The following is a 21,330-nucleotide window of genomic DNA, read 5'->3' as shown; positions in this document are numbered from 1 at the left end:
TTTCAACTTTCCATTTTTCACAAATTATATCTAGCAAGCGGTGCTACGTCCTGCCCTACAAAGTCGCGGGCGATATACTTGTAGTGTCCTGCTATGGCAATCATCGCTGCATTGTCCGTACAATATTCAAATCGCGGAATAAACACCTGCCATCCCTGCTCCTCGCCCAACTTGGTCACGGCCGCACGTAGTCCAGAATTGGCAGAGACCCCGCCCGCAACCGCAATATACCTTACTCCGGTCTCTTTCGCCGCCCGTTTTAGCTTATTGATCAAAATGGATACAATACGTGCCTGTACCGATGCACATATATCGTTTAGATGATCTTGGATAAAACCGGGATATTCAGCTTCCTTTTTCTGTACAAAATAGAGAATCGATGTTTTTAAACCACTGAAGCTGAAATTCAGGCCGGGAATCTGAGGTTCTGGGAATGCAAATGCCTCTGCATCGCCCAACTGCGCATATCGATCTATCAATGGGCCACCTGGATAGGGTAGTCCCAGAATCTTGGCTGTTTTGTCAAAGGCCTCCCCCGCCGCATCATCCAACGTCTGCCCTATCAATTCCATTTGAAAATAATCTTTCACCAATACCAATTGCGTGTGTCCTCCGGAAACCGTCAGGCACAAAAATGGAAACCCGGGAAATGGTTCTTCGATAAAATGTGCAAGGATATGTGCCTGCATGTGATTGACGTCAATCAGCGGAATATTTCGTGCCAGCGCAAAAGCCTTGGCAAAAGACGTTCCTACGAGTAATGAGCCCAATAACCCAGGCCCTCGCGTAAAGGCTACTGCATCTATGTCATTTTTATGTACTTTTGCCTCGCGGATAGCCTGTCCAACGGTAGGAATGATGTTTTGCTGATGTGCGCGCGAAGCCAGCTCAGGTACTACCCCACCAAATTTTTCATGGACGGTTTGATTTGCAATAATATTTGTGCAGATTTTTCCGTCTATACAAAGGGCCGCGGATGTCTCATCGCAGGATGATTCAATACCTAGAATAATGGACATGGATACTATTTTGAACGCTTAATAAGGGCAAAAATATCAAAAAAATATTAAAGATATCGTTATGGACAGTAGCCGGAATTCTATTGCTTTCGGCGAGTCTCATCTTTGCGTTGCAATATAAACCTGTCCAAACATATTTTGCGCAAAAAGCAGCTGCTTATCTTGCCAATGAGCTTCACACAACCATCTCGTTGGAGAGCCTGTATTTCAGCCCCTTTTCTTCATTAATACTCAACGACCTTTACATAGCCGATTTGGATGGTGACACCCTATTATATGCAAACGAACTGACAGCATCCGTAAATCTCTGGAAACTACGTGAAAGACAAGTTATCATAAAAAAACTGGCTATTACCGACAGCCGATTCTTCATCAAACGTGACCGTGATCGTACCAATCTCTCGTTTATAATCGATTACTTTCGGGCCACACCAACGGAAAAAAAGCAAGGGAATCGCATGCGGCTCGATCTTCGCGCCGTAACACTTGCTAATACTTCGATCGGATACAAACGCGTCGGAAGGCCTTCTGTGAGTAATGGCATTGATTTTAACGATATTCAACTCACTGAACTCGACGGAGATTTCACAGACATCGATGTTACCAACCATTTGTTCAAATCGACCGTCAAAAACCTCCAATTCCGCGAGCAAAGCGGATTCAGGGTTCGCGAAATGAATACACTGGCATTGATAGATACCAACAGCATCGAACTGCGCGAATTATATGTAGAAACCAACCGGAGCCGACTCGGTGATTACGTTCGGTTTGGATACGACGATTTTTCATCTTTTCGCAACTTTATCGATGCGGTTGATATTGAGTTAAACCTGAACGGCGCGCGGATTCATTCAGAAGACATCGAGTTTTTCGCTCCTAAGGTAGCCACTACACGTTTCGATGTCCGTTTATCAGGTTCATTTTTCGGGAAAATTTCAGCTATCAATGCAAGGCACGTCATGTTACGGACAGGTAACAATACCTATCTGGCAGGCAATTTTACAATTCAAGGCTTACCGGATATCGAACAAACGCTGTTCGATATGCACCTAAACCGCTTTTCGACAAACCGTCATGATATTGAAACGCTTGTACCGCAACTGGGCAATTCACCTACATTAAAGCTGCCTACCCTCGTTGACCACATGGGCAATTTGACCTATCAAGGTGCACTTCGGGGGCATTATTACGATTTTGTCGCCAACGGATTGCTTCAAACCCAACTGGGCACGGTTACTACAGACATCAACCTCAACATCCGCAACGGAATCACTTACTCCGGCCAACTTTTAACTACCGCATTTGACTTAGGTACGTTATTGCAACAGAGACAACTCGGATCCAGCGGATTTGATATCACGATAGAAGGAAGTGGCTTTGCCTTACGGGATATCAACAGTACAGTGACAGGCCGGGTTGACTACCTCGATTTCCGCGCCTACCGATATCGTAACATCAATCTCGGAGGCACCTTTGCTGAAATGCAATTTGCTGGTGATATAGCGATTAATGATCCTAATTTACAACTACACTTCGACGGCGATGTCAACCTCAATCCTAAATTCCCAGAATACACCTTCACAGCGAAGGTAGGTTATGCGAACCTCTATCCGATCCATCTATATAAAAAGTCGCCGATCACCGTCGAAAATGCTTCCATAGTCAGCAATTTCAAGGGCAGTACGATCAACGATATTCAGGGAGACATTGCCATACACAATGTCCAGTTTCTAACCAACACGGATCGATATGTAGTCGATTCGCTGACATTATCTGCCAATGGTAACCAAGAGCATCGCACGTTAGCTATTAAGTCGGACCTGGCAAATGCGACTTTGCATGGCGAAATAGATTTAACCAGCCTGGGCAGTTACTTTAAATCGGTAGCGATGCAATATGCTCCTTCCATGGACCTGAAGATTGGTTCCTTAGGGAAACAAGCTTTTGATTTCGATTTGGAACTTAAAAATATTGAAGCCGTTACGGCACTATGGTTTCCAAAATTGATGTTACCAGAAGGAGCATTTGTGAATGGGCATTTTTCTACCGCCGACAATGCGGCTAATATCAATCTACTCGTGCCTAAGTTATCACATGGTACCTTAACTATAGACCGGTTGATTGTTGACGAGTCAACCCATTCCGGTGCGTTGCGCTTATTTCTTACTGCCGACCGGATCAGCATTTCAGACAGTCTGTATGTCAACAATGTTAATCTTTCCCATACGCTGGCAAACGATACCCTGCATACCAATTTGAAACTGGCCGATGTGACGGCCGGCAACCAACTGGATTTTAACGGGCTGGTAAGCTTCGAGAAAGATCAACCCATAAAAATGCGCGTACTGCCATCGACGCTGGTCTTGAACCATGAGTTTTGGAAACTTGATGAAAAGACGTTGCTCTATTTGGAAGGTGGCAGACTTGATATACGAGGCCTAGAAATTTCAAACAACGATCAAATAGCTAAATTAGAAGGGTTTATATCTGGAAATCGGGAGGATAAGGTGTTATTTACATTTCAGAATTTCAATCTTGCCACCTTCAATTCGGCCACACTCCCCTCCGGAGTTCAGCTAAGCGGGGTACTTAATGGTCACATGGAAGTAACCTCGGTTTTAAAGAATCCCTATTTGTCGGCAGATATTGCCGCAGCAGATGTTTACGTTAATCGTACCGAAATCGGAGATATGATCCTACAAGCCGATTTCGACCGCGTCCGCGAGCTGGTAAACGTAAAAATGGAGACCACGCGCGGTGGAACAACGACCGCAATGGCCACGGGAACGTATGACGCAACTGGTGCAACAGATCAGCTGGCGATAAAAGCCAACCTTGATCAAACCGAACTGGTACTTTTCCAACCCTTTCTTAGTAGACTTGTATCGGATATCAGCGGAACGATTTCAGCCGATGTAAATATTGCAGGATCGGTTTCTGAACCTCGAATAAATGGTACCTGTTATCTGCACAACGCGGGGTTTACGGTCAATTACCTCCGAACACCTTACCGGATTAACGATCAAGTTTCATTGTCCAATAGTACCATCTTGCTCAAGAATCTGACAATTACGGATCCTAAAAATAATATAGCCATCGCCAACGGAAGTGTAGACATGCGCAATCCACTGATCCCAAATATAGCGGTGAATATCGATGCAACCAATTTTCTCGTTCTCAACACCACATTTAGGGACAACCCACTATATTACGGTACAGCCTATGGAACCGGGAAATTTGCCTTCAACGGCCCCACGAATGGCATCAACATATCCATACAAGCACGGACAGAAGAAAACACACATTTCTACATTCCGCTGAATGCGACTGGCACCGTAAGCGACAATGACTTCATTCACTTTGTGAGTCATGATACCCTTGATACACAACATCCGCAAGCCCGCTTATTCAATGGGTTGAGCATGAATATGGATTTACAGATAACACCGGCCGCAGAAACTAGTTTATATACCGACTTGGGCGAATTGACAGGCCGCGGTGAAGGATTGCTTTCTATGCGCGTATCGAGCCTCGGAGACTTTGAAATGTTTGGTGATTACACGTTCAACAACGGAAAATTCACGTTTACTGCACAAGATTTTATCAACAAAATATTTGACATCAATCAAGGCGGCAATATACGCTGGACGGGACAACCCACCGATGCAACCGTCAATCTAGCCGCCGTATATGGGCAACGCACCAGCTTGGGCCCACTCTACAACGCGGCCGGAAGGGAAACCGTTGAACAGCGTGTACTTGCCCATGCGGTAATGAACCTAAGTGGCAACCTGATGCGTCCTGACATTACATTTGCTCTTAATTTTCCCAACGACCCTTATGTGAAAGATGAGCTGCAGAGTTACCTCAGCGATGCCAATAATGTAAATCAGCAAGCCCTGAGCTTGATTGTGCGCCGTAGCTTTGTCCCGGGATCTGAAGCAGACTTCAGCCGAGAACTGAATAACACCTTATTGAGTGCTGGTACTGAGCTGGCTTTCAATCAACTAAACAACCTTATATCCCAGTCACTGAATCTTAAATTTGTAGACCTGAATATCCGCTCACTAAACGACGCAAGCGCATCTGTACGTCTTTTCAATGACCGGCTAATTTTTACAGGGGGGGTAACTGATAGGCGCAATCTCAACGACCTGAATGTGTTCAGTGATCGCATCGTAACGGATGCCGAGCTGCTCTATTTAATCCGCAAAGACGGGCGTTTGGTATTACGCGGATCCAATCGGCTGAACAGCCGGAATTTTCTGCCGCTTACCATTAACGAAAATTACGTCAGTGCGCTTGGACTGGTTTATCGCCAGGAATTCTACACGTTTGACGAGTTCCTCCGGCGCCTGTTTACCGTAAATCGGAAGACCGAAGAAGAAGAGGAAAATACCGAAATCAGGAACCCTTAACAGCCTGACGTGCCAATAGCACCCATTGCGTCCCATCCTTCACCCATACCAACAGGATACTTAGCTTCACGGTACCCCGTCCTTTACCTTTGTCGTTGGTCTTTGCCTCAAAAATGTGTCGAACAATAGCAGTATTATCCACTACTTCTACGGTCTGGTTTTCCAATTGGATGTTTTCAAAGACGGATATGCCCGTGACCAATGTTTCTACAAATTCAGATTGGGTTTCAATTTTCCCACTGGAATGACCATAGGACAATGCCTCAGCCGTTAGCTTCCGCAACGTAGGGCCATCAGCATCGATCATGGCTTGGGTCAGGGCTTGCACCGCTTGCTCCACCTCTCGCACTTCTGAAGGCTGTCCAATACTTAAACTGGGAACGATCGCACAAATCGCTAACAGGGAAACCGCTTTGTTTACTTTCATCTGTTTGTTTTATTTTTCAGTTGTCAGTACTTATACCGTCTTCACGGGGAGCCTTTGATTAAAATAATTTAGCTTCCACGTTCAGGAATGAGCGTTGATGCTACGTGGATCGAACTTCTGATTAATAAGCCAAACTTAGCTATATTTACTTTTATATGCAACCTAATCGATTTGATTCACAGCAAATAAACCAATGGTTTTTTGTTTTTTATGTAAGTTTGCCATTATGCTGCCTGCGGTTACAAAAAATCACCCTTTCATTTGGACAGGAATGTTTTTCCTCATCCCCACTCTCCTCTTCGCTCAAAAAGAGCTCAAAAACTACGAACGGGTAAGGTATGCTGATGTGGGCTATGCCAAACTAGGCTTTGGCGAAGTAAACCAGCGGCTTTTAACGGAGAAGCAAGTTGCGAAACTCAACCGTCACATTGAGCGCATCCAAGCTGAATATGGTGCCGTCGTTATATTCGGTTCGCTTATCCCGGAAGAAGTGGTCGAGTGGGAAAGCGGCAATTTAAGCGGATTGCCGCGGCACTACCTTGGCGAAGATCCACACGCCGCCAGAAACCATGTCATGATATTATTCGACGACGAAGACGGGCAAAACTGGATCAGGTATGGGTGTGATACGTCGGAATTTGAGGAAACAATTTATGCTTCAGCTCATTACGAAAACAAGGACTTTTTCCTCACCAACAGCGCCCGGATGGCATTTCATGACGTGTTTCAACACAAAATCCAGCAAAGCAAATTATTGGAAGCCATGCCCGAAGCAGAAGCCTATTAGATCAAGGTAAATAGGGTTTAACTAGGTTTTGATATACGATAATCTCAAACATCTCTGAGTCATCAATTGAATCGGTGCCCCGGGGGGCGTAGAGCCATATATCATCCACATGTACGGTTTCCCGCCCATTCTTTGTATATTTTCTCCGCAGTACACCTTCTCCCCTGTTATATCCATCGGTTCTTCTTAGCGATACAAGCTTTCCATTCCCCGAAATTTCCAACTGGTAGCTATCAAGATCCATTAATATTCGCGGCTGCTTGTTAATGAAGTCTATTTTGCTTTGCTTCAGCCTATCCAATGCATCATCCCCGAAATAGGCTCCCTGCGCCAAGTTATACATCCCTTTTTCAATAAGCTTTACATATTCAGCACCGTTGCGATGCTCATAATAATGTTTCAGCTTTTGATAAAACTCCACAACTTTCGCTTTCAGCATCACGCTATCTGTGGTGTCAAACGTCTTCCCTTTCCGCCAATCTTCAAGCCTATAAGGCACGTCTGCTTCAAAGGTTGCTTTATGAACAAAAGCTTCTCGCCGGGAATAATTACCTTCCGGTAATTGATACTGATAGATAACCGCCGACCCTCCGGCACCTTCGCTGCCCACCATGCGCTCGATCTCGACATTAAATACATGGTCATCTCCTATATTTCCCAAAGCCACTTCGTGGTTCATTCCGTCATCGGTCATCGCCGGCCGGATCGTGATTTCCAACTCCTGACTGCCCGACGCGGGAATGCAGTTATTGATAAGAAACCATCTTGTGTTTCCCGCGTTTTGGTTTTTGCTGGCCGTCGTTATTCCGTTTACCCGGATGGTGTACGATAAGGAACTCGTTACCTTAAGTCGATATATTGGCCCGTTGCCATTTGCCTTCATACGTTCTTTACTCTGTCCACAGCATTGGATCGCCATGAACAGGAATAATAAACCGGTACTTACTCTCATCTTAAAACTAATAGTTCACCCATTATTCATCGTTCACCAATTATTCGTCGCGCACCCGATTTATGGGTTTGCTTCTTTAATAAACTCATCGGGGTACTATCTCTGTATACATCTCTAATTACAGAAAGACACCTTACTTCCCGATGCAAAACTTCGAAAAGATATTATCCAGCAAATCATCGGTAGATACTGATCCCGTAATTTCGCCAAGGTGGTGCAGCGCCTGCCGGATATCCATCGCAAGAAAATCAGATGTGACAGCACCATCAATGCCATAAAGCACGCGCTGCAATGCATCTTCTGTCTTCCGTAGGGCTTCCACATGGCGTATATTGGTTACCAGCACATCATCCGTACCCAAGTCATGCAGATTTACTTTGTGCAGCAATTCCGCTTTCAGTTCCTCAACCCCCACATTATTCTTGGCGGAGATGAACAGCGGATCGATGGTGTATAGCGTATCCACGTGCTCCTGTGTTAGCAAATCCACCTTATTTACCACTGTGACATAAGGTACGTCCAATTGTTCCACTTCGGCTAACTGGTTCTTTATTTCTTCGAGATCGTCGTGCTGGGGATCTGCGAGATACACGATAAGCCGCGCTTTTTTCATTTTTTCACGCGTGCGTTCTACACCCTTGGCTTCAATAACATCGAGCGTATCCCGGATACCAGCGGTATCGATAAATCGGAATGTCACACCCTGGATGTTGACTTCATCTTCAATGGTATCGCGCGTGGTACCCGCGATGTCTGAAACGATGGCCCGTTCTTCATTAAGCAGCGTATTGAGCAATGTGGACTTGCCTACGTTGGGTCGCCCGGCAATCACCACCGGCACGCCGTTTTTCAAAACGTTGCCCTGCTCGAACGAAGCGATGAGTTTCTGGATGACATTATTTATCTCCAATATGAGCGCCTTCAGTTGAGCGCGGTTGGCAAATTCAACGTCCTCTTCTGAAAAATCGAGTTCAAGCTCTATCAGCGATGCAAACTGGATAAGCTGTTCGCGGAGCTGTTTTAGCACATTGGAAAAGCCGCCGCGCATTTGCTGCATAGCCACTTGGTGCGAAGCCGCCGATGTAGATGCAATAAGATCTGCCACAGCTTCGGCTTGGGAGAGATCCATCTGTCCGTTGAGAAAAGCGCGGAGTGTAAACTCTCCAGGACGGGCTGCACGGGCACCTTGCCGGATCAGCAGTTGGATAATCCGCTCGATGATATACCGTGAGTTATGCGTGGAAATTTCGACGACATTTTCTTTGGTATACGAATGCGGAGCAATGAATAAAGAAACCAGCACCTCATCGAGCACTTCGGCTCCGTCTCTTAGGGTACCGAAATGCACGGTGTGTGAAGCCTGCTCTGCCAAATTCTTTCCTTTGAAAACCCGGTTGACCAAGGGTATCGCTTCCGGACCCGAAAGGCGGATAACAGCAATGGCCCCACTTCCTGTTGCGGTGGCCAACGCGACAATCGTATCATAATTTGCCATGTGGCAAACTTACGAAATTAACCGATTTCAGTACCCGATGGAATGACAGCTCGCTTCTTTACAACGATAATGCCATCGCGGATGGCGTGGGTATCAAAATCGCCGTCTTCCAAATGTGCTCCTCCTTTGATGCGGACGTTATTCCCGATACAGCAGTTTTTATCGAGGATTGCATTTTCAATATAACAATTTTCGCCGACGCCCACCAAGGGGCTGTCCTGCGTGTTTGTATGCGCGATTTCCTCCAGCGTTTGGTAAAAATCACTTCCCATCATATACGTCGTTTTAATCACCGTTCCGGCACCGATGCGCGAACGGATGCCGATAACCGACCGCTCGATCTCTTCACCGGCAACGATACAGCCATCCGCAATTACGACCTTCTCCAATTTGGTACCCGACACTTTAGAGGGCGGCAGCATACGCCCACGGGTAAAGATGGTATGTTTGTCGAATAGATTAAACTTCGGAATATCATCGGTGAGGCTGATATTTGCCTCGAAGAAAGAGTCGATGGTACCAATATCTGTCCAATATCCAGGGTATTGATAGCTGTGAATGCGGTAGTTACCGATCGCCTCTGGCAATAATTCCTTACCGAAATCCACACCTGAACTTTCGGCCAAAATCTTTTTCAGGACAGTCTTGTTAAACACGTAGATTCCCATGGAAGCCAGGTATATCCTACCTTCCGTTCTCATTTCCTCACTTACCTCAGATACCCAAGGTGGGAGCAGCGAGCTGTTCGGCTTTTCGATGAAGGACGTGATATTCCCTTCCTCATCGGATTTGAGTATACCGAATGACGTCGCATCTTTCGCATTCACCGGAATCGTCGCAACGGATATTTCGGCTTCTGCAGCGATGTGATTCTCGATCATTTCCTGAAAGTCAATCTGATACAGTTGGTCACCGGAAAGGATCAACAGATGTTCGTAATCATGGTGCTGTAGATAACGCAGTAAATGCCGTACAGCATCAGCCGTACCTTGATACCATTTTTCACCCTCATGTGTTTGCTCCGCGGCCAGTATATCTACGAACCCTTTGCTGAACACGCTGAAATTGTAGGTGTTTTTAATATGGGAATTTAAGGATGCAGAGTTATACTGAGTCAGTACAAAAATCCGGTTATACCCCGAGTTGAGGCAGTTGGAAATCGGTATGTCCACCAACCGGTATTTACCGGCAATGGGAACCGCTGGTTTGGAGCGTTGGTGTGTCAATGGATAAAGGCGTGTCCCCTTTCCTCCTCCCAGTACGACAGAAATCACGTTGTGCTTGATCATAATTTATTGGTTATATTCTGATAAATTTCCATGTATTTGGCAGCCGACTTGTCCCACGAAAAATCGAGCTTCATGATATGTTTTCGAAGTTGTTGCATCCGTTGATTATCAGCATACAACGAAAGGGCACGACGGATGGCCTCTGCGGCATCGGCCGTGTTAGCATCTAGAAACGTGATCCCATAGCCGTTCTGCACATCAATATCACTCACGGTATCTTTCAGACCCCCAGTGCTTCGCACAACCGGAATAGTACCGTAACGCATGGAATAAAGCTGGTTAAGCCCGCAGGGTTCCACCCGGGATGGCATCAGCAAAAAGTCTGCCGCCGCATAGATGCGATGAGACAATTCCTCTTGATAACCGATGTAAGCACCCAACTTTCCAGGATATCTTTCGGCAAGGTAAGCGATGCTTGCTTGAACCTGCGGATTTCCCGAGCCCAATACCATGATCGTTAGATAAACAGCTGCGTCGTCCAATAAGTTTTCGATAATTTCTGGCAAAAGATCAGCACCTTTCTCCCCCGCAAAACGGCCAATGAACGCGAGCAATGGCTTTTCAGGGTCCAAGCCATACGCTTTACTTAAAAATTCCTTGTTTTTGCGCTTGCCGGATTGCACATTAGCTATCCGGTAATGGTATGGGAGCATCGCATCCCCGGCAGGATCCCATATGGTTGTATCGATTCCGTTGACAATACCGACGCCTTTAGCACGTTCCATCGCAAACAGACGTTCCAAGCCATTGGCCTGCGTCATTAGCTCATCAAGATATCCTTCAGATACGGTTGTGAACACCGAGCAGCACTTAATCAGTGCACCGAGTGGATTGATAACCCCGCTCCAATCCAGCAGTCCCCACTTCCAAGTATCAAATGGAGGTAACAGGATCGCTTTGTTCCAATCCATCCATCCCTGGTATTGTCCGTTATGTACGGTACCGACAGTCGGTACATGCCTTAAGTCAGCAAAGCGCTCACAATGATACATCAAGAAGGGAATAAGCCCAGTGTGGTGATCGTGGCAGTGCACGACATCCGGCGTGATGCCGGTTTCTGTAATCCAATGCAGAAAAGCATGCTGGAAAGCCATAAATTGTTCGCTTTCGTCTGTATAACCGTAGGGCTCTTCGCGATCCAGCAATCCAGGTATTTTGATCAGGTATAAACCAAATCCCAAAACGTCTTCTTTTTCCTTATATACTTGTACTTCTAACGGTCGTGATCCCTGCTGGAAACTTCCGGTATAAACTTGCTCAAATTCACGCTGTTGCACAAACGGTTTGTTGTACCAGGGCATAACGACCCACGTACGTAACCCCGCACGTTGAAGATATTTTGGCAGCGATCCCAAGACGTCGCCAAGTCCCCCCACTTTAGCAACCGGATAGCATTCTGCACTTAAATGTATGATATGTTTCGGCTCACTCGGCATTACGCTTCTTTTTTTTAAATACCAATCCTGCTAAGGGCGGCAGTGTAAAATTGGCCGACCACTCCTTATTCATCCACCGAATCGGCTCCGCCTGCACTGTCTGTTGCTCGATGCCGCTACCAAAATAAGTACCCTCATCTGAATTGAGCAATACCTTCCACTCACCCGGTGAAGGCACGCCACATCGGTAAAAATAACGCACTACGGGTGTTAAATTTAAGATAATTAGCAAGTCGTTTTCCGCATCGATCCCTTTTCTCGAATAGGCCACCACCGAATTTACCGCATCTCCCCCCTCTATCCATTCAAACCCATCCTGACTAAAGCTGTGTTCATAAAGTGCCGGTTCATTTCGGTACAGGTAGTTAAGCGCTTTGATGAATGCAAACATTCCCTGATGTGGTTCATATTGCATTAAATGCCAGTCCAGTGATTGATTGTGATTCCACTCAGCCGTCTGTCCAAATTCGCATCCCATAAACAGCAATTTCGTACCGGGATGGGTATACATATACAAGTATAGTGACCGCAGGTTCGCAAAGCGCTGCCATTCATCGCCAGGCATTTTATGAACCATCGAACCTTTTCCGTGTACTACTTCATCGTGTGATAGCGGCAACATAAAATTCTCATGGAAGGCATACAGCATACTAAACGTAAGCTGCCCATGGTGATGCTGCCTGTACAGCGGATCGCGGCTGAAGTATTGCAGGGTGTCGTGCATCCATCCCATCATCCATTTCATGCCGAACCCCAGTCCACCGCTGAACGTCGGACGGCTCACTCCCGGCCAGGAAGTGGATTCCTCAGCGATGGTTTGCACATCGGGGAAATGGCTATAAACCGCTTCGTTCAGTTCTTTGAGGAAGCCGATAGCCTCTAAATTTTCCCGGCCGCCGTATTCGTTCGGTATCCACTCGCCTTCGTTGCGCGAATAATCCAGGTAAAGCATGGACGCCACGGCATCTACGCGAAGCCCATCCGCGTGATACCTCTCCAGCCAAAACAATGCGTTGCTGATTAGAAATGACCGAACCTCGTTTCGTCCATAATTAAAGATATAAGATCCCCAATCGGGATGATACCCTTGCCGTGGATCCGCATGTTCATACAGGTGTGTCCCATCAAACCGATACAGGCCATGGGCATCTCTGGGGAAATGAGATGGCACCCAGTCCAATAACACCCCGATTCCATTAAGATGCAGCTGTTCGATAAGATACATCAGATCCTGGGGGGAACCATAACGCGACGAAGCTGCAAAATACCCTGTAATCTGGTATCCCCATGAGGGATAATAGGGATGCTCCATAACCGGTAATAGTTCCACATGCGTAAAACCCGTTTCTTTGATATATTCGACTAAGCGATCGGCGATATCGCGGTAATTCAACAATTGCTGGGGATTATCCGGACTGCGCATCCAGGAACCCAAATGCATTTCATACACCGCAATGGGTTTATTGAGTGCATTGTACTCATGCCGTTTGTTCATCCATGCGTCATCGGTCCATTCATACCAGGTAGTGGAAACAACGGAAGCCGTTTTGGGCGCCCGCTCCCATTGTAACGCAAACGGATCGCCCTTTTCGTGCACTTCCCCTTGATACGAACGGATGTGGTATTTATAAAGTTCGCCTACGCCTACGTCCGGGATAAATCCTTCCCAGATGCCCGATCCGTCCCACCGGACATATAACATATGCGAATAAGGATTCCATCCGTTGAAATTACCCACCACAGATACCGATTCAGCATTGGGAGCCCACACCGAAAAGTAAGTCCCCGCCTTATCCTTTCGCAGGATGGCGTGTGAACCGAACTTTTCATACAGTTTATAGTGCCTACCTGCCCGGAAAAGGCTTATATCAAAATCCGTAAACAGCGAATAAACTTCTACCAAGCCCTGCATAACTATATCGTTTATAATTGGACAACCATGGTATCAAACCCGATCCATCATCCTGTAATCTGTATACTTCGGAAATCCTTGGACACCTTCACCGTATATCTTCCTGTCGCATCCGATTCGACTAGAACCGCCGTATCGTCTACTCTTACCTGCCGTACTTTAAAGGGAAGGGCAACAAGTTGCAGATCGTATGTATCGTATTTCTCCGAATACAAGCCATCTACATATTGATTGATACTCAAACTATCGGAAGTACCTTTTACCACAAATTTCTTTTCCAGATAAATCTGTTGTTCGTATGCAAACGTGTCCCCATGATCCTCATACAGATACGAATTGGCTTCCCGCACCGTATGATAAATAACCAGCTTGAGTGAATCTATTTTCTTCTCGCTGACGTATTGCATGACGGGATATTCCGGCAATACAGTTCCCGCTTTGATGAATATTGGCATTTTATCGATCGGTGTATCCACGTCGTGTTCTTGACCACCTTCCAACAGGCTATCGTTCCAATAGTCATACCACTCACCAACAGGCAGGTATACCATTTTGTTTTGCTGCCCGGGATGTAACACGGGTGACACCAATATTTTATCGCCGAAACAAAATTCCTCTTCCCGCTGAATGTTGCCATCCAACCGTTGTTCAATCATTGCTATCGGCCGGAGAATGGGGAAACCGTATCTCGTATGCTCCCAAAATACGGAATAAATGTAGGGCAATAGCTTGTACCGTAATTCGATAAATTTGCGGTTGAGGGCTTCGTATTCTTCTCCAAAACTCCAAGGTTCGCGTTCCGCCGTATCGCCCGCGGAATGTGCGCGCATAAAGGGCGAAAATACACCGAACTGTATCCACCGGGTAAATAATTCGGCATCGGGTTCGCCGCTGAAGCCCCCGATATCCGTGCCGCAGAAAGGCATACCGGACGTTGATAATCGCTGAAGCTGGAGCGCGCCCAGTCGCAGGTGCTCCCACGTAGCCACATTATCGCCCGTCCACACCGAAGCATAGCGCTGCGTACCGGCGTATGCAGCACGGGTAATCGTAAACGGGCGTTTATTCTGAAACAGCTTTTTCAATCCGTCGTAAGTAGCACGCACCATCTGCATACCGTAGACGTTGTGTGCTTTACGGTGCGACCCGCGGTAGCCATCGAAATTATGGCGCACGTCATTGGGGAATGTACCCCTGCCGAATACGGCAGGTTCATTCATGTCATTCCATACGCCGGCCACGCCGGCCTCCACCAAACCTTTAAATAACCCGCCCCACCATTCACGTACTTCAACATTGGTAAAATCTGGAAATTGGCAGCGGCCTGGCCACACGTAGCCTTCCATGAAATAATCATCGCCCCGACGACAGAAATAACGGTTTTTCTTCCCCTCGCGGAATACCCAATAGTTTTCGTCAACCTTTATCCCTGGGTCAATGATGACTACGGTGCGGAAACCATCGTCGGCCAACTCCTTAATCATCTTTTTCGGATCGGGGAAATACCTTTTATTCCAGGTGAAACAACGATAGCCATCCATATAGTCGATATCCAGATAAATGGCATCGCAGGGAATTTTACGTTCGCGAAAGTTCCTTGCGAGGTCTTTCACTTTGCTTTCGGGATAGTAGCTCCATCGGCACTGGTGGAATCCCAAAGCCCATAGCGGCGGCAGGTAATGTGTACCGGTTAGGGTATGGTAACGCTTCACCACGTCCATCATATGCGGTCCATGGATGTAGTAATACTGCAACTCGCCACCTTCCGACCAAAAGCTCGTTTGGTCATGCGCCTCGGCGGCAAAATCAAAATAAGTCTTAAAGGTGTTATCGAAGAAAATACCATAGGCATCTCCTTCATGCAAACCAATATAAAAGGGGATACTCCGGTATAACGGATCCTGATGAAACTGGAATGAATAGGTATCGGAGTTCCAATTAACAAACCGTTTTCCGCGGAGATTCAGGTGAGTGGGTTTGTCTCCCAATCCGTAAAATGCCTCATTGGCCAACGCGAGTTTGGTACAATACACATAGTATCCACCGAAATCAGGGTTTTCCTCCCAATGCATCGGTGCAAAATCTCTGTTGTATTCGTTTCCTTCACGGTCGGCAAAGGACACGAGAAAATCGGCTTTATTAATGACACACGTCACGGTGTTTGTTTTCACGCGATAAGCCTGCTGATCCTCTTCAAAATTATATACGGCCACGTGTTGGTCCGATTGGGGTACCGCATAGGAAAAGTCTTCTAAAAATTGCCCCCTGGGTGCCAGCCGTACACGTATAATCTCGTCACTGACCACCTTTATCTCTACACTTGCACTGCCATCGTTAAAATAATAATTATTGTTTTCCTGATGGTATCCCGCCACGGGCCCCAAATAGTTTTTCACGATTTCCGGCAGATCCAATACCGGATTATTGACATGGTGTATGCCCTCTTCGAGAACCTGTGTTCCGTTATCCGTATCTGTTTCCGGTTGTTTAGTCAAATCCTTCGCCATATGTTCACTTCCTGTTTTGATTTAGCCAAAGTACATTTTTTGATGAATTATTGCAATTTATCGTTACACAAATTAATTTTCAATATTTTTTGTTTCCCGGCACTTACCTTTTATATTTGCCAAATTATTCCACCATGCGATTATTAATAGTGAACATGAGTGTCTTCTTTCATCACGTACATTTCCATCATCGCCCTTGCGGCGAATGAAAACCTGTATGTTTCTACGTGAAGCAAAGAATCCCGATGTTTAGTCTTTATTAATAATTAAATTTAAATCCTTGAAAAATCTCAAAATAGCCATCCAAAAATCCGGCAGGCTCAATGAAAAGTCGGTACAATTGCTTAAAAACTGCGGGCTGAACTTTGAAAATTACAAAAGTTCGCTGATCACCACGGTATCCAATTTCCCACTGGAAATTCTTTTCCTTCGGGATGACGACATCCCCGAATATGTACAGGACGGGATCGCTGATCTTGGCATTGTGGGAGAAAACGTGATTGCAGAAACCGAGGCGGAAGTGCGTTACCTGCAACGGCTCGGATTCGGCAAGTGCAGTCTTAAAATCGCGGTACCCAACCATAGCGATATCCGGGAACTGTCCGATTTGAACGGCAAAGCAATTGCTACCTCCTATCCTGTTATCCTTCAGAAATTCCTGACCGAAAGCAGGATCACCGCCGATATCCGAATGATTTCCGGTTCGGTGGAAATTTCACCTGCATTGGAGTTGAGTCATGCCATTTTCGACATTGTCTCCACAGGCGGCACCCTGCGCAGCAACGGGCTGGTGCCGTTTGCGGACGTTATGACATCGGAAGCCATCCTGATCAGTAAAAACGGCATAGACAGCAATCCAGTGGTCCGTGAGCTGATGCAGCGTATTCAATCCGTTCTCCGGGCGGCGGAAACCAAATATGTGGTACTGAATGTCGAACGCGATAACCTGAATGAAATCATATCCTTGCTACCCGGTGTCAAAAGCCCTACCCTAGTTCCGCTGGCCGAGGAAAACTGGGTTGCCGTACATACGGTGATATCTGAGCAGGATTTCTGGGAAAAAATCAACAAACTGAAAGCTGCGGGCGCTCAGGGAATCGTCGTGATGCCCGTGGAAAAGATTATCATATAAGGCATGCTAAAGACGTACCGCTATTCCTCGCTACAAGCGCCCGATTTCGAGCGACTTCTGGCACGCAACACTGACCCGTCGCGAAACATCGAACAGTTGGTCACGGATATCCTTGAAGATGTGAAAACAAATGGGGACGTTGCACTTAAGAAGTATGCGGAAAAGCTGGATCGAGTACAGTTGACACAGCTATATTTGACGGCTGAAGAGATTGCCGCCCTGGCTTCGACTATTGGGCGGGAGCAACAGCGCGCCCTGGAAATAGCCTTTGCCAATATCTACCGGTTTCATGAAACTCAATTGCGCAAGGAACGCGCTATTGAGACCATGCCTGGTGTTAAATGCTGGAGAGAACCCCGCCCAATCGAAAAAGTCGGATTGTACATTCCCGGCGGATCAGCGGTTTTGCCCAGTACGTTGCTCATGCTTGGTGTCCCAGCACGCATTGCTGGCTGCAAGGAAATTGTGGTCTGTTCACCTCCGCAGGCGGATGGCAAGATAAACGGGTACATCGCCTATTGCTTGCAATTGCTGAAGATAGACCGGATCTATTTGGTGGGGGGTGCCCAAGCCGTAGCCGCTATGGCTTACGGTACGGCAAGTGTGCCCAGGGTAGACAAGATTTTCGGACCTGGTAACCAATACGTCACCAAAGCCAAAAGTTTGGTGCAGGGACTGGCCAACGTCAGCATTGACATGCCAGCTGGCCCATCGGAAGTGCTAGTCATCGCCGATGGCTCGGCCAATCCAGAATACGTAGCGGCTGACTTACTTGCACAGGCAGAACATGGTGCAGATAGCCAAGCAATACTGGTGAGTACGGATCCGTACCTTATTGATGGGGTACAGACGGCGTTGAAAGTCCAACTAGCTCAACTTCCCCGTGCAACAGTAGCAGAAAAAGCCCTTGCCAATTCCTATGCGATAGTATGTGGGGATCTTGAGGAAGCCATCGCTTTCAGTAACCGGTATGCTCCTGAACACCTGATCCTTGAAACAGACAATTGGGAGCCGCTGTTGCGGAAAGTTAGTAATGCGGGATCGGTATTCGTGGGACACCTGACGCCGGAAAGTGCCGGTGATTATGCTTCGGGCACCAACCACACCTTACCCACGAGCGGCTTTGCCCGCTCGTACTCCGGGGTTTCGGTGGATGCCTTTGTCAAGAAAATCACGTTTCAGCACATTACCACGGATGGATTGCGGAACATTGGTCCTACGGTGGAAGTATTGGCCGAACTGGAGGGCCTCCAGGCTCACAAAAATGCGGTATCTTTACGTTTAGCCTCCATTTCTTGACATAAACAGAAAAACTCCGTATCTTTGTACACTATTTCATACCATGGGGTCGACCGGAATTGACAGGATGGCGGTGGTTATGTAAGCATGCAGCGCGTTGTTAGTATTGCGCTTTAATCCAAACTTTCAACTTTATAAATGGCGAAAATAACTACGCCTTAGCTGCCTAATTTAGAATTAGCTCAGCTTTTGTTCCGCTCACGCTTGGTTCCGTAGCGTAGCATCAGGGACATCGATTTATGGAACTGGCCGATTCGGCGTCGCGACGGACCGGCGAGACACAGCGACTAAGGAAAATGGTATAGGCGAGCAGCCGGCCTTCCCTTTCCCGACAATAAAACGGAAGCTAAGCATGTAGAAAGCGTATATTACACCATGACTGGACGAGAGTTCGAATCTCTCCGACTCCACCAAATAACCCCTGATTCGCAGCTTGTTAGGAAAGCACCTGACAAAAAGCGGACAGAAATGCCAAAATATAAGCACGTAGGTAGCTATGACGCGGGGGGCGATTTATCAAAGGAATGGTTTGTTTCTTACCACTTCCTTAAACCCGAAAAGTTACGCAAACCCAATGAACCGCTATATCAGCGGTTCAGGGTTTGTAAATCCATCAACTCGGTACATACTTTATCCGAACGTAAGCGTCAATTAAAAATCGTCAAGGAGGGTATCAAGACTTTACTCGGGCTGGGATTCAATCCTTTTCATGTATTCAAATCTTACAATAAGACCAGCCTTTCCAAATACAATATCATCAATTGTATCGATAATTACCTGCTGTCGGTCAAATCAACATTAAAACGGAATTCATTCCGGGTGTACGAAAACAGGTTGCTATTATTAAAGCAATACCTTGACATGAACGGATTCAGTATGTTGAACATTGACGACGTAACCAAGCAGATGATTTTCGAATTCGTTAACAAATACCGCGTCGAACGTTCTTGGTCAAACAAGACCTACAATTCCTATATTAACGATATACAAGCCTTCATGGGTTATTACGTCGACAATTATGATGATTACCTCAAAACAAATCCTTGTAAAAAAATAAAGCGCCTATCGGTTGTAAAAAAAGGAAATATCCCTTTTGATAACCGAACATTGAGCGATGTTTTGAACTGGACAAAGGAAAAAGATCCATACTTGTACCAATTTTGTAGGTTCATTTACTATTCTTGCCTTCGGCCAGATGCCGAATTGAGATTATTAAAGGTTGGGGACATAGATTTGGTGTCACGTCGGATAATGGCGCCAAGCGATAACACAAAAAGCAAGCGAACGCAATGGATACCAATAGATGATGAATTTGCCCAAATACTTCGAGAGCTCAACTTACACCAATACAAAATCACCGACTACATCTTCACCAGCACAGGGACGCCTGGACCAAAGTCGGTGTGTGAAGGATATTTTAGAAAGCGATTCATTAAAGTAAGAAGGGCTATATATATTCCTGAAGGTGTTACGTTGTACGCGTTTAAGCATACGCGTTGCATTCATATGGTTGAAGACGGGGTTAAACTCACGACCATCATCAAGTATACACGCCATAGCACATTGGCTGAATTGATGGACTATTTGAAAGATATGGGGATAATCATCGGGGAGGAGGTATCTATAAAATCAAGAAAAATTTAAAAAAAGTCTTGACATTTCAAGACATTTTTGTATATTTGTATATGATTAAGTTAATCATAACAAAGAAAGGACTTGAATTGGTCGTCAAACTTAAATTCAAGTCGGTGAGAAAAGTCCTTAAATGGATTCTGTGATTCACCAACCGGGGGCTAGGCTCCCGGTTCTTTCCTTTGTGTTCTGTAAAGCAAATATAGCAATGATTAGACAATTATTCAATTATTTGGCTGCTTGGATAAGGGGTGATAACGCGGAATTAAATATCGAGTTCCGAATCGTGTTCACGTGGCTTGATATCGCCATCACAATTGCACTGATAGTGCTGGGGATATATTTATGGTAGTAGGCACCAAAGAGGCGTTTTCCAAGATGCTGGAGGAACGTGGCGTATACAAAAAGCTAGGTGTTGACCGTCGGACAGTATCCGGGTGGAAGTCTTATCTACGATCAGGGAAATCCTTATCGCTAGATAAAATGGAAGAGATGCTTATTCGTTATGGGGCAACAGTGATTTCCGAAAAGATTTGGAAACTGGATTGAATTTATTACCTTTACAATAGGTTTAGGTTGAAGCCCCAGCCCTTGGGGCGAACCCCTGTCTACGGATGGGGGTTATTTTTTTACCGATTTACACCAACCAATGTAACATTTTTCGCTGCCGCTTGTAATACTAAAATATTTAGTTTTACATTTGTGGTTATGAAAAAAATACCGGGATTCTTCGTTACAACGAGCCTTGAAAAATATGCTAAGAAGTTCATGCTTGAAGCCTGGAACGAGCATAAGTGGATTTATGACCATATCGCTGACGAGTGGTATACACCGGAAGAATTTAAGCATAAGTGGGAACTATTGCTGACTCAATATAATACCGAAAGATACATACTTAGGTCGCCTTTTGAGGGATGGGGAGACGCACTCGAAAAAATTGCATTTTATGTGGAACGATCCGAAAAGCTGAAGGCCAAAATCGAGGGGTATTATGACATGGATTTGAAACGTAAAAGCCGAGGCCC

The 21,330-nt window shown here is 46.1% G+C and carries 14 protein-coding genes and 1 other RNA gene; 7 read left to right on the top strand and 8 right to left on the bottom strand.

Annotation, left to right across the window (positions count from 1 at the left end; translation table 11 throughout):
• Nucleotides 1-17: 17 nt before the first annotated feature.
• Nucleotides 18-1,019 carry a tRNA (adenosine(37)-N6)-threonylcarbamoyltransferase complex transferase subunit TsaD gene (gene tsaD, locus BMZ56_RS19035; RefSeq protein ID WP_090629415.1) on the bottom strand — a complete coding sequence of 334 codons (1,002 nt, stop codon included), beginning with the start codon at nucleotides 1,017-1,019 and terminating at the stop codon, nucleotides 18-20.
• 83 nt (nucleotides 1,020-1,102) lie between these two features.
• Here tsaD and BMZ56_RS19030 point away from each other — a divergent pair, with 83 nt between their 5' ends.
• On the top strand, nucleotides 1,103-5,437 hold the full coding sequence (locus tag BMZ56_RS19030; RefSeq protein WP_143072972.1) for a translocation/assembly module TamB domain-containing protein: 4,335 nt from the start codon (nucleotides 1,103-1,105) through the stop codon (nucleotides 5,435-5,437).
• Here BMZ56_RS19030 and BMZ56_RS19025 read toward each other — a convergent pair.
• A complete protein-coding gene (locus tag BMZ56_RS19025) occupies nucleotides 5,424-5,864 on the bottom strand; it encodes a nuclear transport factor 2 family protein (RefSeq protein WP_090629408.1) in 441 nt (146 codons plus the stop codon). The genes BMZ56_RS19030 and BMZ56_RS19025 overlap by 14 nt on opposite strands.
• Nucleotides 5,865-6,135: 271 nt before the next feature.
• Here BMZ56_RS19025 and BMZ56_RS19020 point away from each other — a divergent pair, with 271 nt between their 5' ends.
• Complete coding sequence (locus BMZ56_RS19020; protein ID WP_143072971.1) at nucleotides 6,136-6,651, top strand: hypothetical protein; 516 nt, start codon at nucleotides 6,136-6,138, stop codon at nucleotides 6,649-6,651.
• 1 nt (nucleotide 6,652) lies between these two features.
• On the opposite strand, the gene BMZ56_RS19015 is transcribed toward BMZ56_RS19020, so the two are convergent.
• The 6 genes from BMZ56_RS19015 to BMZ56_RS18990 all read right to left on the bottom strand — a co-directional run bounded on the left by BMZ56_RS19015 (nucleotide 6,653) and on the right by BMZ56_RS18990 (nucleotide 16,242).
• Nucleotides 6,653-7,603 (bottom strand): hypothetical protein, encoded by a 951-nt coding sequence (locus BMZ56_RS19015; protein ID WP_090629402.1) that lies wholly within the window; start codon nucleotides 7,601-7,603, stop codon nucleotides 6,653-6,655.
• A gap of 133 nt (nucleotides 7,604-7,736) precedes the next feature.
• A complete protein-coding gene (gene mnmE, locus BMZ56_RS19010) occupies nucleotides 7,737-9,098 on the bottom strand; it encodes a tRNA uridine-5-carboxymethylaminomethyl(34) synthesis GTPase MnmE (RefSeq protein WP_090629399.1) in 1,362 nt (453 codons plus the stop codon).
• A 17-nt stretch (nucleotides 9,099-9,115) separates the two neighbouring features.
• Complete coding sequence (locus BMZ56_RS19005) at nucleotides 9,116-10,384, bottom strand: glucose-1-phosphate adenylyltransferase (protein WP_090629917.1); 1,269 nt, start codon at nucleotides 10,382-10,384, stop codon at nucleotides 9,116-9,118.
• Nucleotides 10,384-11,823, bottom strand: a complete 1,440-nt coding sequence (locus tag BMZ56_RS19000; protein WP_090629397.1) for a glycogen synthase — start codon at nucleotides 11,821-11,823, stop codon at nucleotides 10,384-10,386. Before BMZ56_RS19000 ends, BMZ56_RS19005 begins: the two co-directional genes overlap by 1 nt.
• A complete protein-coding gene (gene glgB, locus BMZ56_RS18995) occupies nucleotides 11,813-13,735 on the bottom strand; it encodes a 1,4-alpha-glucan branching protein GlgB (protein ID WP_090629394.1) in 1,923 nt (640 codons plus the stop codon). The genes BMZ56_RS19000 and glgB overlap by 11 nt, the downstream gene beginning before the upstream one ends.
• 47 nt (nucleotides 13,736-13,782) lie before the next feature.
• Nucleotides 13,783-16,242 carry a glycoside hydrolase family 31 protein gene (locus BMZ56_RS18990; protein ID WP_090629393.1) on the bottom strand — a complete coding sequence of 820 codons (2,460 nt, stop codon included), beginning with the start codon at nucleotides 16,240-16,242 and terminating at the stop codon, nucleotides 13,783-13,785.
• A gap of 280 nt (nucleotides 16,243-16,522) precedes the next feature.
• On the opposite strand from BMZ56_RS18990, the gene hisG reads away from it, so the two are divergent.
• The 5 genes from hisG to BMZ56_RS18960 form a co-directional block, all read left to right on the top strand.
• Nucleotides 16,523-17,374: an ATP phosphoribosyltransferase gene (gene hisG / locus BMZ56_RS18985; protein WP_090629390.1), complete on the top strand. Its 852-nt coding sequence runs from the start codon at nucleotides 16,523-16,525 to the stop codon at nucleotides 17,372-17,374.
• A gap of 3 nt (nucleotides 17,375-17,377) precedes the next feature.
• On the top strand, nucleotides 17,378-18,673 hold the full coding sequence (gene hisD / locus BMZ56_RS18980) for a histidinol dehydrogenase (RefSeq protein ID WP_090629388.1): 1,296 nt from the start codon (nucleotides 17,378-17,380) through the stop codon (nucleotides 18,671-18,673).
• A 45-nt stretch (nucleotides 18,674-18,718) separates the two neighbouring features.
• Nucleotides 18,719-19,086, top strand: a transfer-messenger RNA (tmRNA) gene (ssrA, locus tag BMZ56_RS18975).
• A 55-nt stretch (nucleotides 19,087-19,141) separates the two neighbouring features.
• Nucleotides 19,142-20,317: a tyrosine-type recombinase/integrase gene (locus BMZ56_RS18970; protein ID WP_090629385.1), complete on the top strand. Its 1,176-nt coding sequence runs from the start codon at nucleotides 19,142-19,144 to the stop codon at nucleotides 20,315-20,317.
• Nucleotides 20,318-21,013: 696 nt separating this feature from the next.
• On the top strand, nucleotides 21,014-21,330 hold a 317-nt coding region (locus BMZ56_RS18960; protein WP_143072970.1), incomplete at its 3' end, for a hypothetical protein.

Source organism: Parapedobacter indicus (assembly GCF_900113765.1).
GTDB classification, from domain to species: Bacteria; Bacteroidota; Bacteroidia; order Sphingobacteriales; family Sphingobacteriaceae; genus Parapedobacter; species Parapedobacter indicus.
The sequence above is the reverse complement of the archived record's forward strand: the minus strand, read 5'-3'. Positions and strand labels throughout refer to the sequence as shown.

Bases quoted from the DNA above. Each gene is read 5' to 3' on its own strand.
- BMZ56_RS19000 (WP_090629397.1), bottom strand. From the start codon at position 11,823: ATGCCGAGTGAGCCGAAACATATCATACATTTAAGTGCAGAATGCTAT.
- BMZ56_RS18990 (WP_090629393.1), bottom strand. From the start codon at position 16,242: ATGGCGAAGGATTTGACTAAACAACCGGAAACAGATACGGATAACGGA.
- glgB (WP_090629394.1), bottom strand. From the start codon at position 13,735: ATGCAGGGCTTGGTAGAAGTTTATTCGCTGTTTACGGATTTTGATATA.
- BMZ56_RS19015 (WP_090629402.1), bottom strand. From the start codon at position 7,603: ATGAGAGTAAGTACCGGTTTATTATTCCTGTTCATGGCGATCCAATGC.
- hisD (WP_090629388.1), top strand. From the start codon at position 17,378: ATGCTAAAGACGTACCGCTATTCCTCGCTACAAGCGCCCGATTTCGAG.
- BMZ56_RS18970 (WP_090629385.1), top strand. From the start codon at position 19,142: ATGCCAAAATATAAGCACGTAGGTAGCTATGACGCGGGGGGCGATTTA.
- mnmE (WP_090629399.1), bottom strand. From the start codon at position 9,098: ATGGCAAATTATGATACGATTGTCGCGTTGGCCACCGCAACAGGAAGT.
- tsaD (WP_090629415.1), bottom strand. From the start codon at position 1,019: ATGTCCATTATTCTAGGTATTGAATCATCCTGCGATGAGACATCCGCG.
- BMZ56_RS19020 (WP_143072971.1), top strand. From the start codon at position 6,136: ATGTTTTTCCTCATCCCCACTCTCCTCTTCGCTCAAAAAGAGCTCAAA.
- BMZ56_RS19025 (WP_090629408.1), bottom strand. From the start codon at position 5,864: ATGAAAGTAAACAAAGCGGTTTCCCTGTTAGCGATTTGTGCGATCGTT.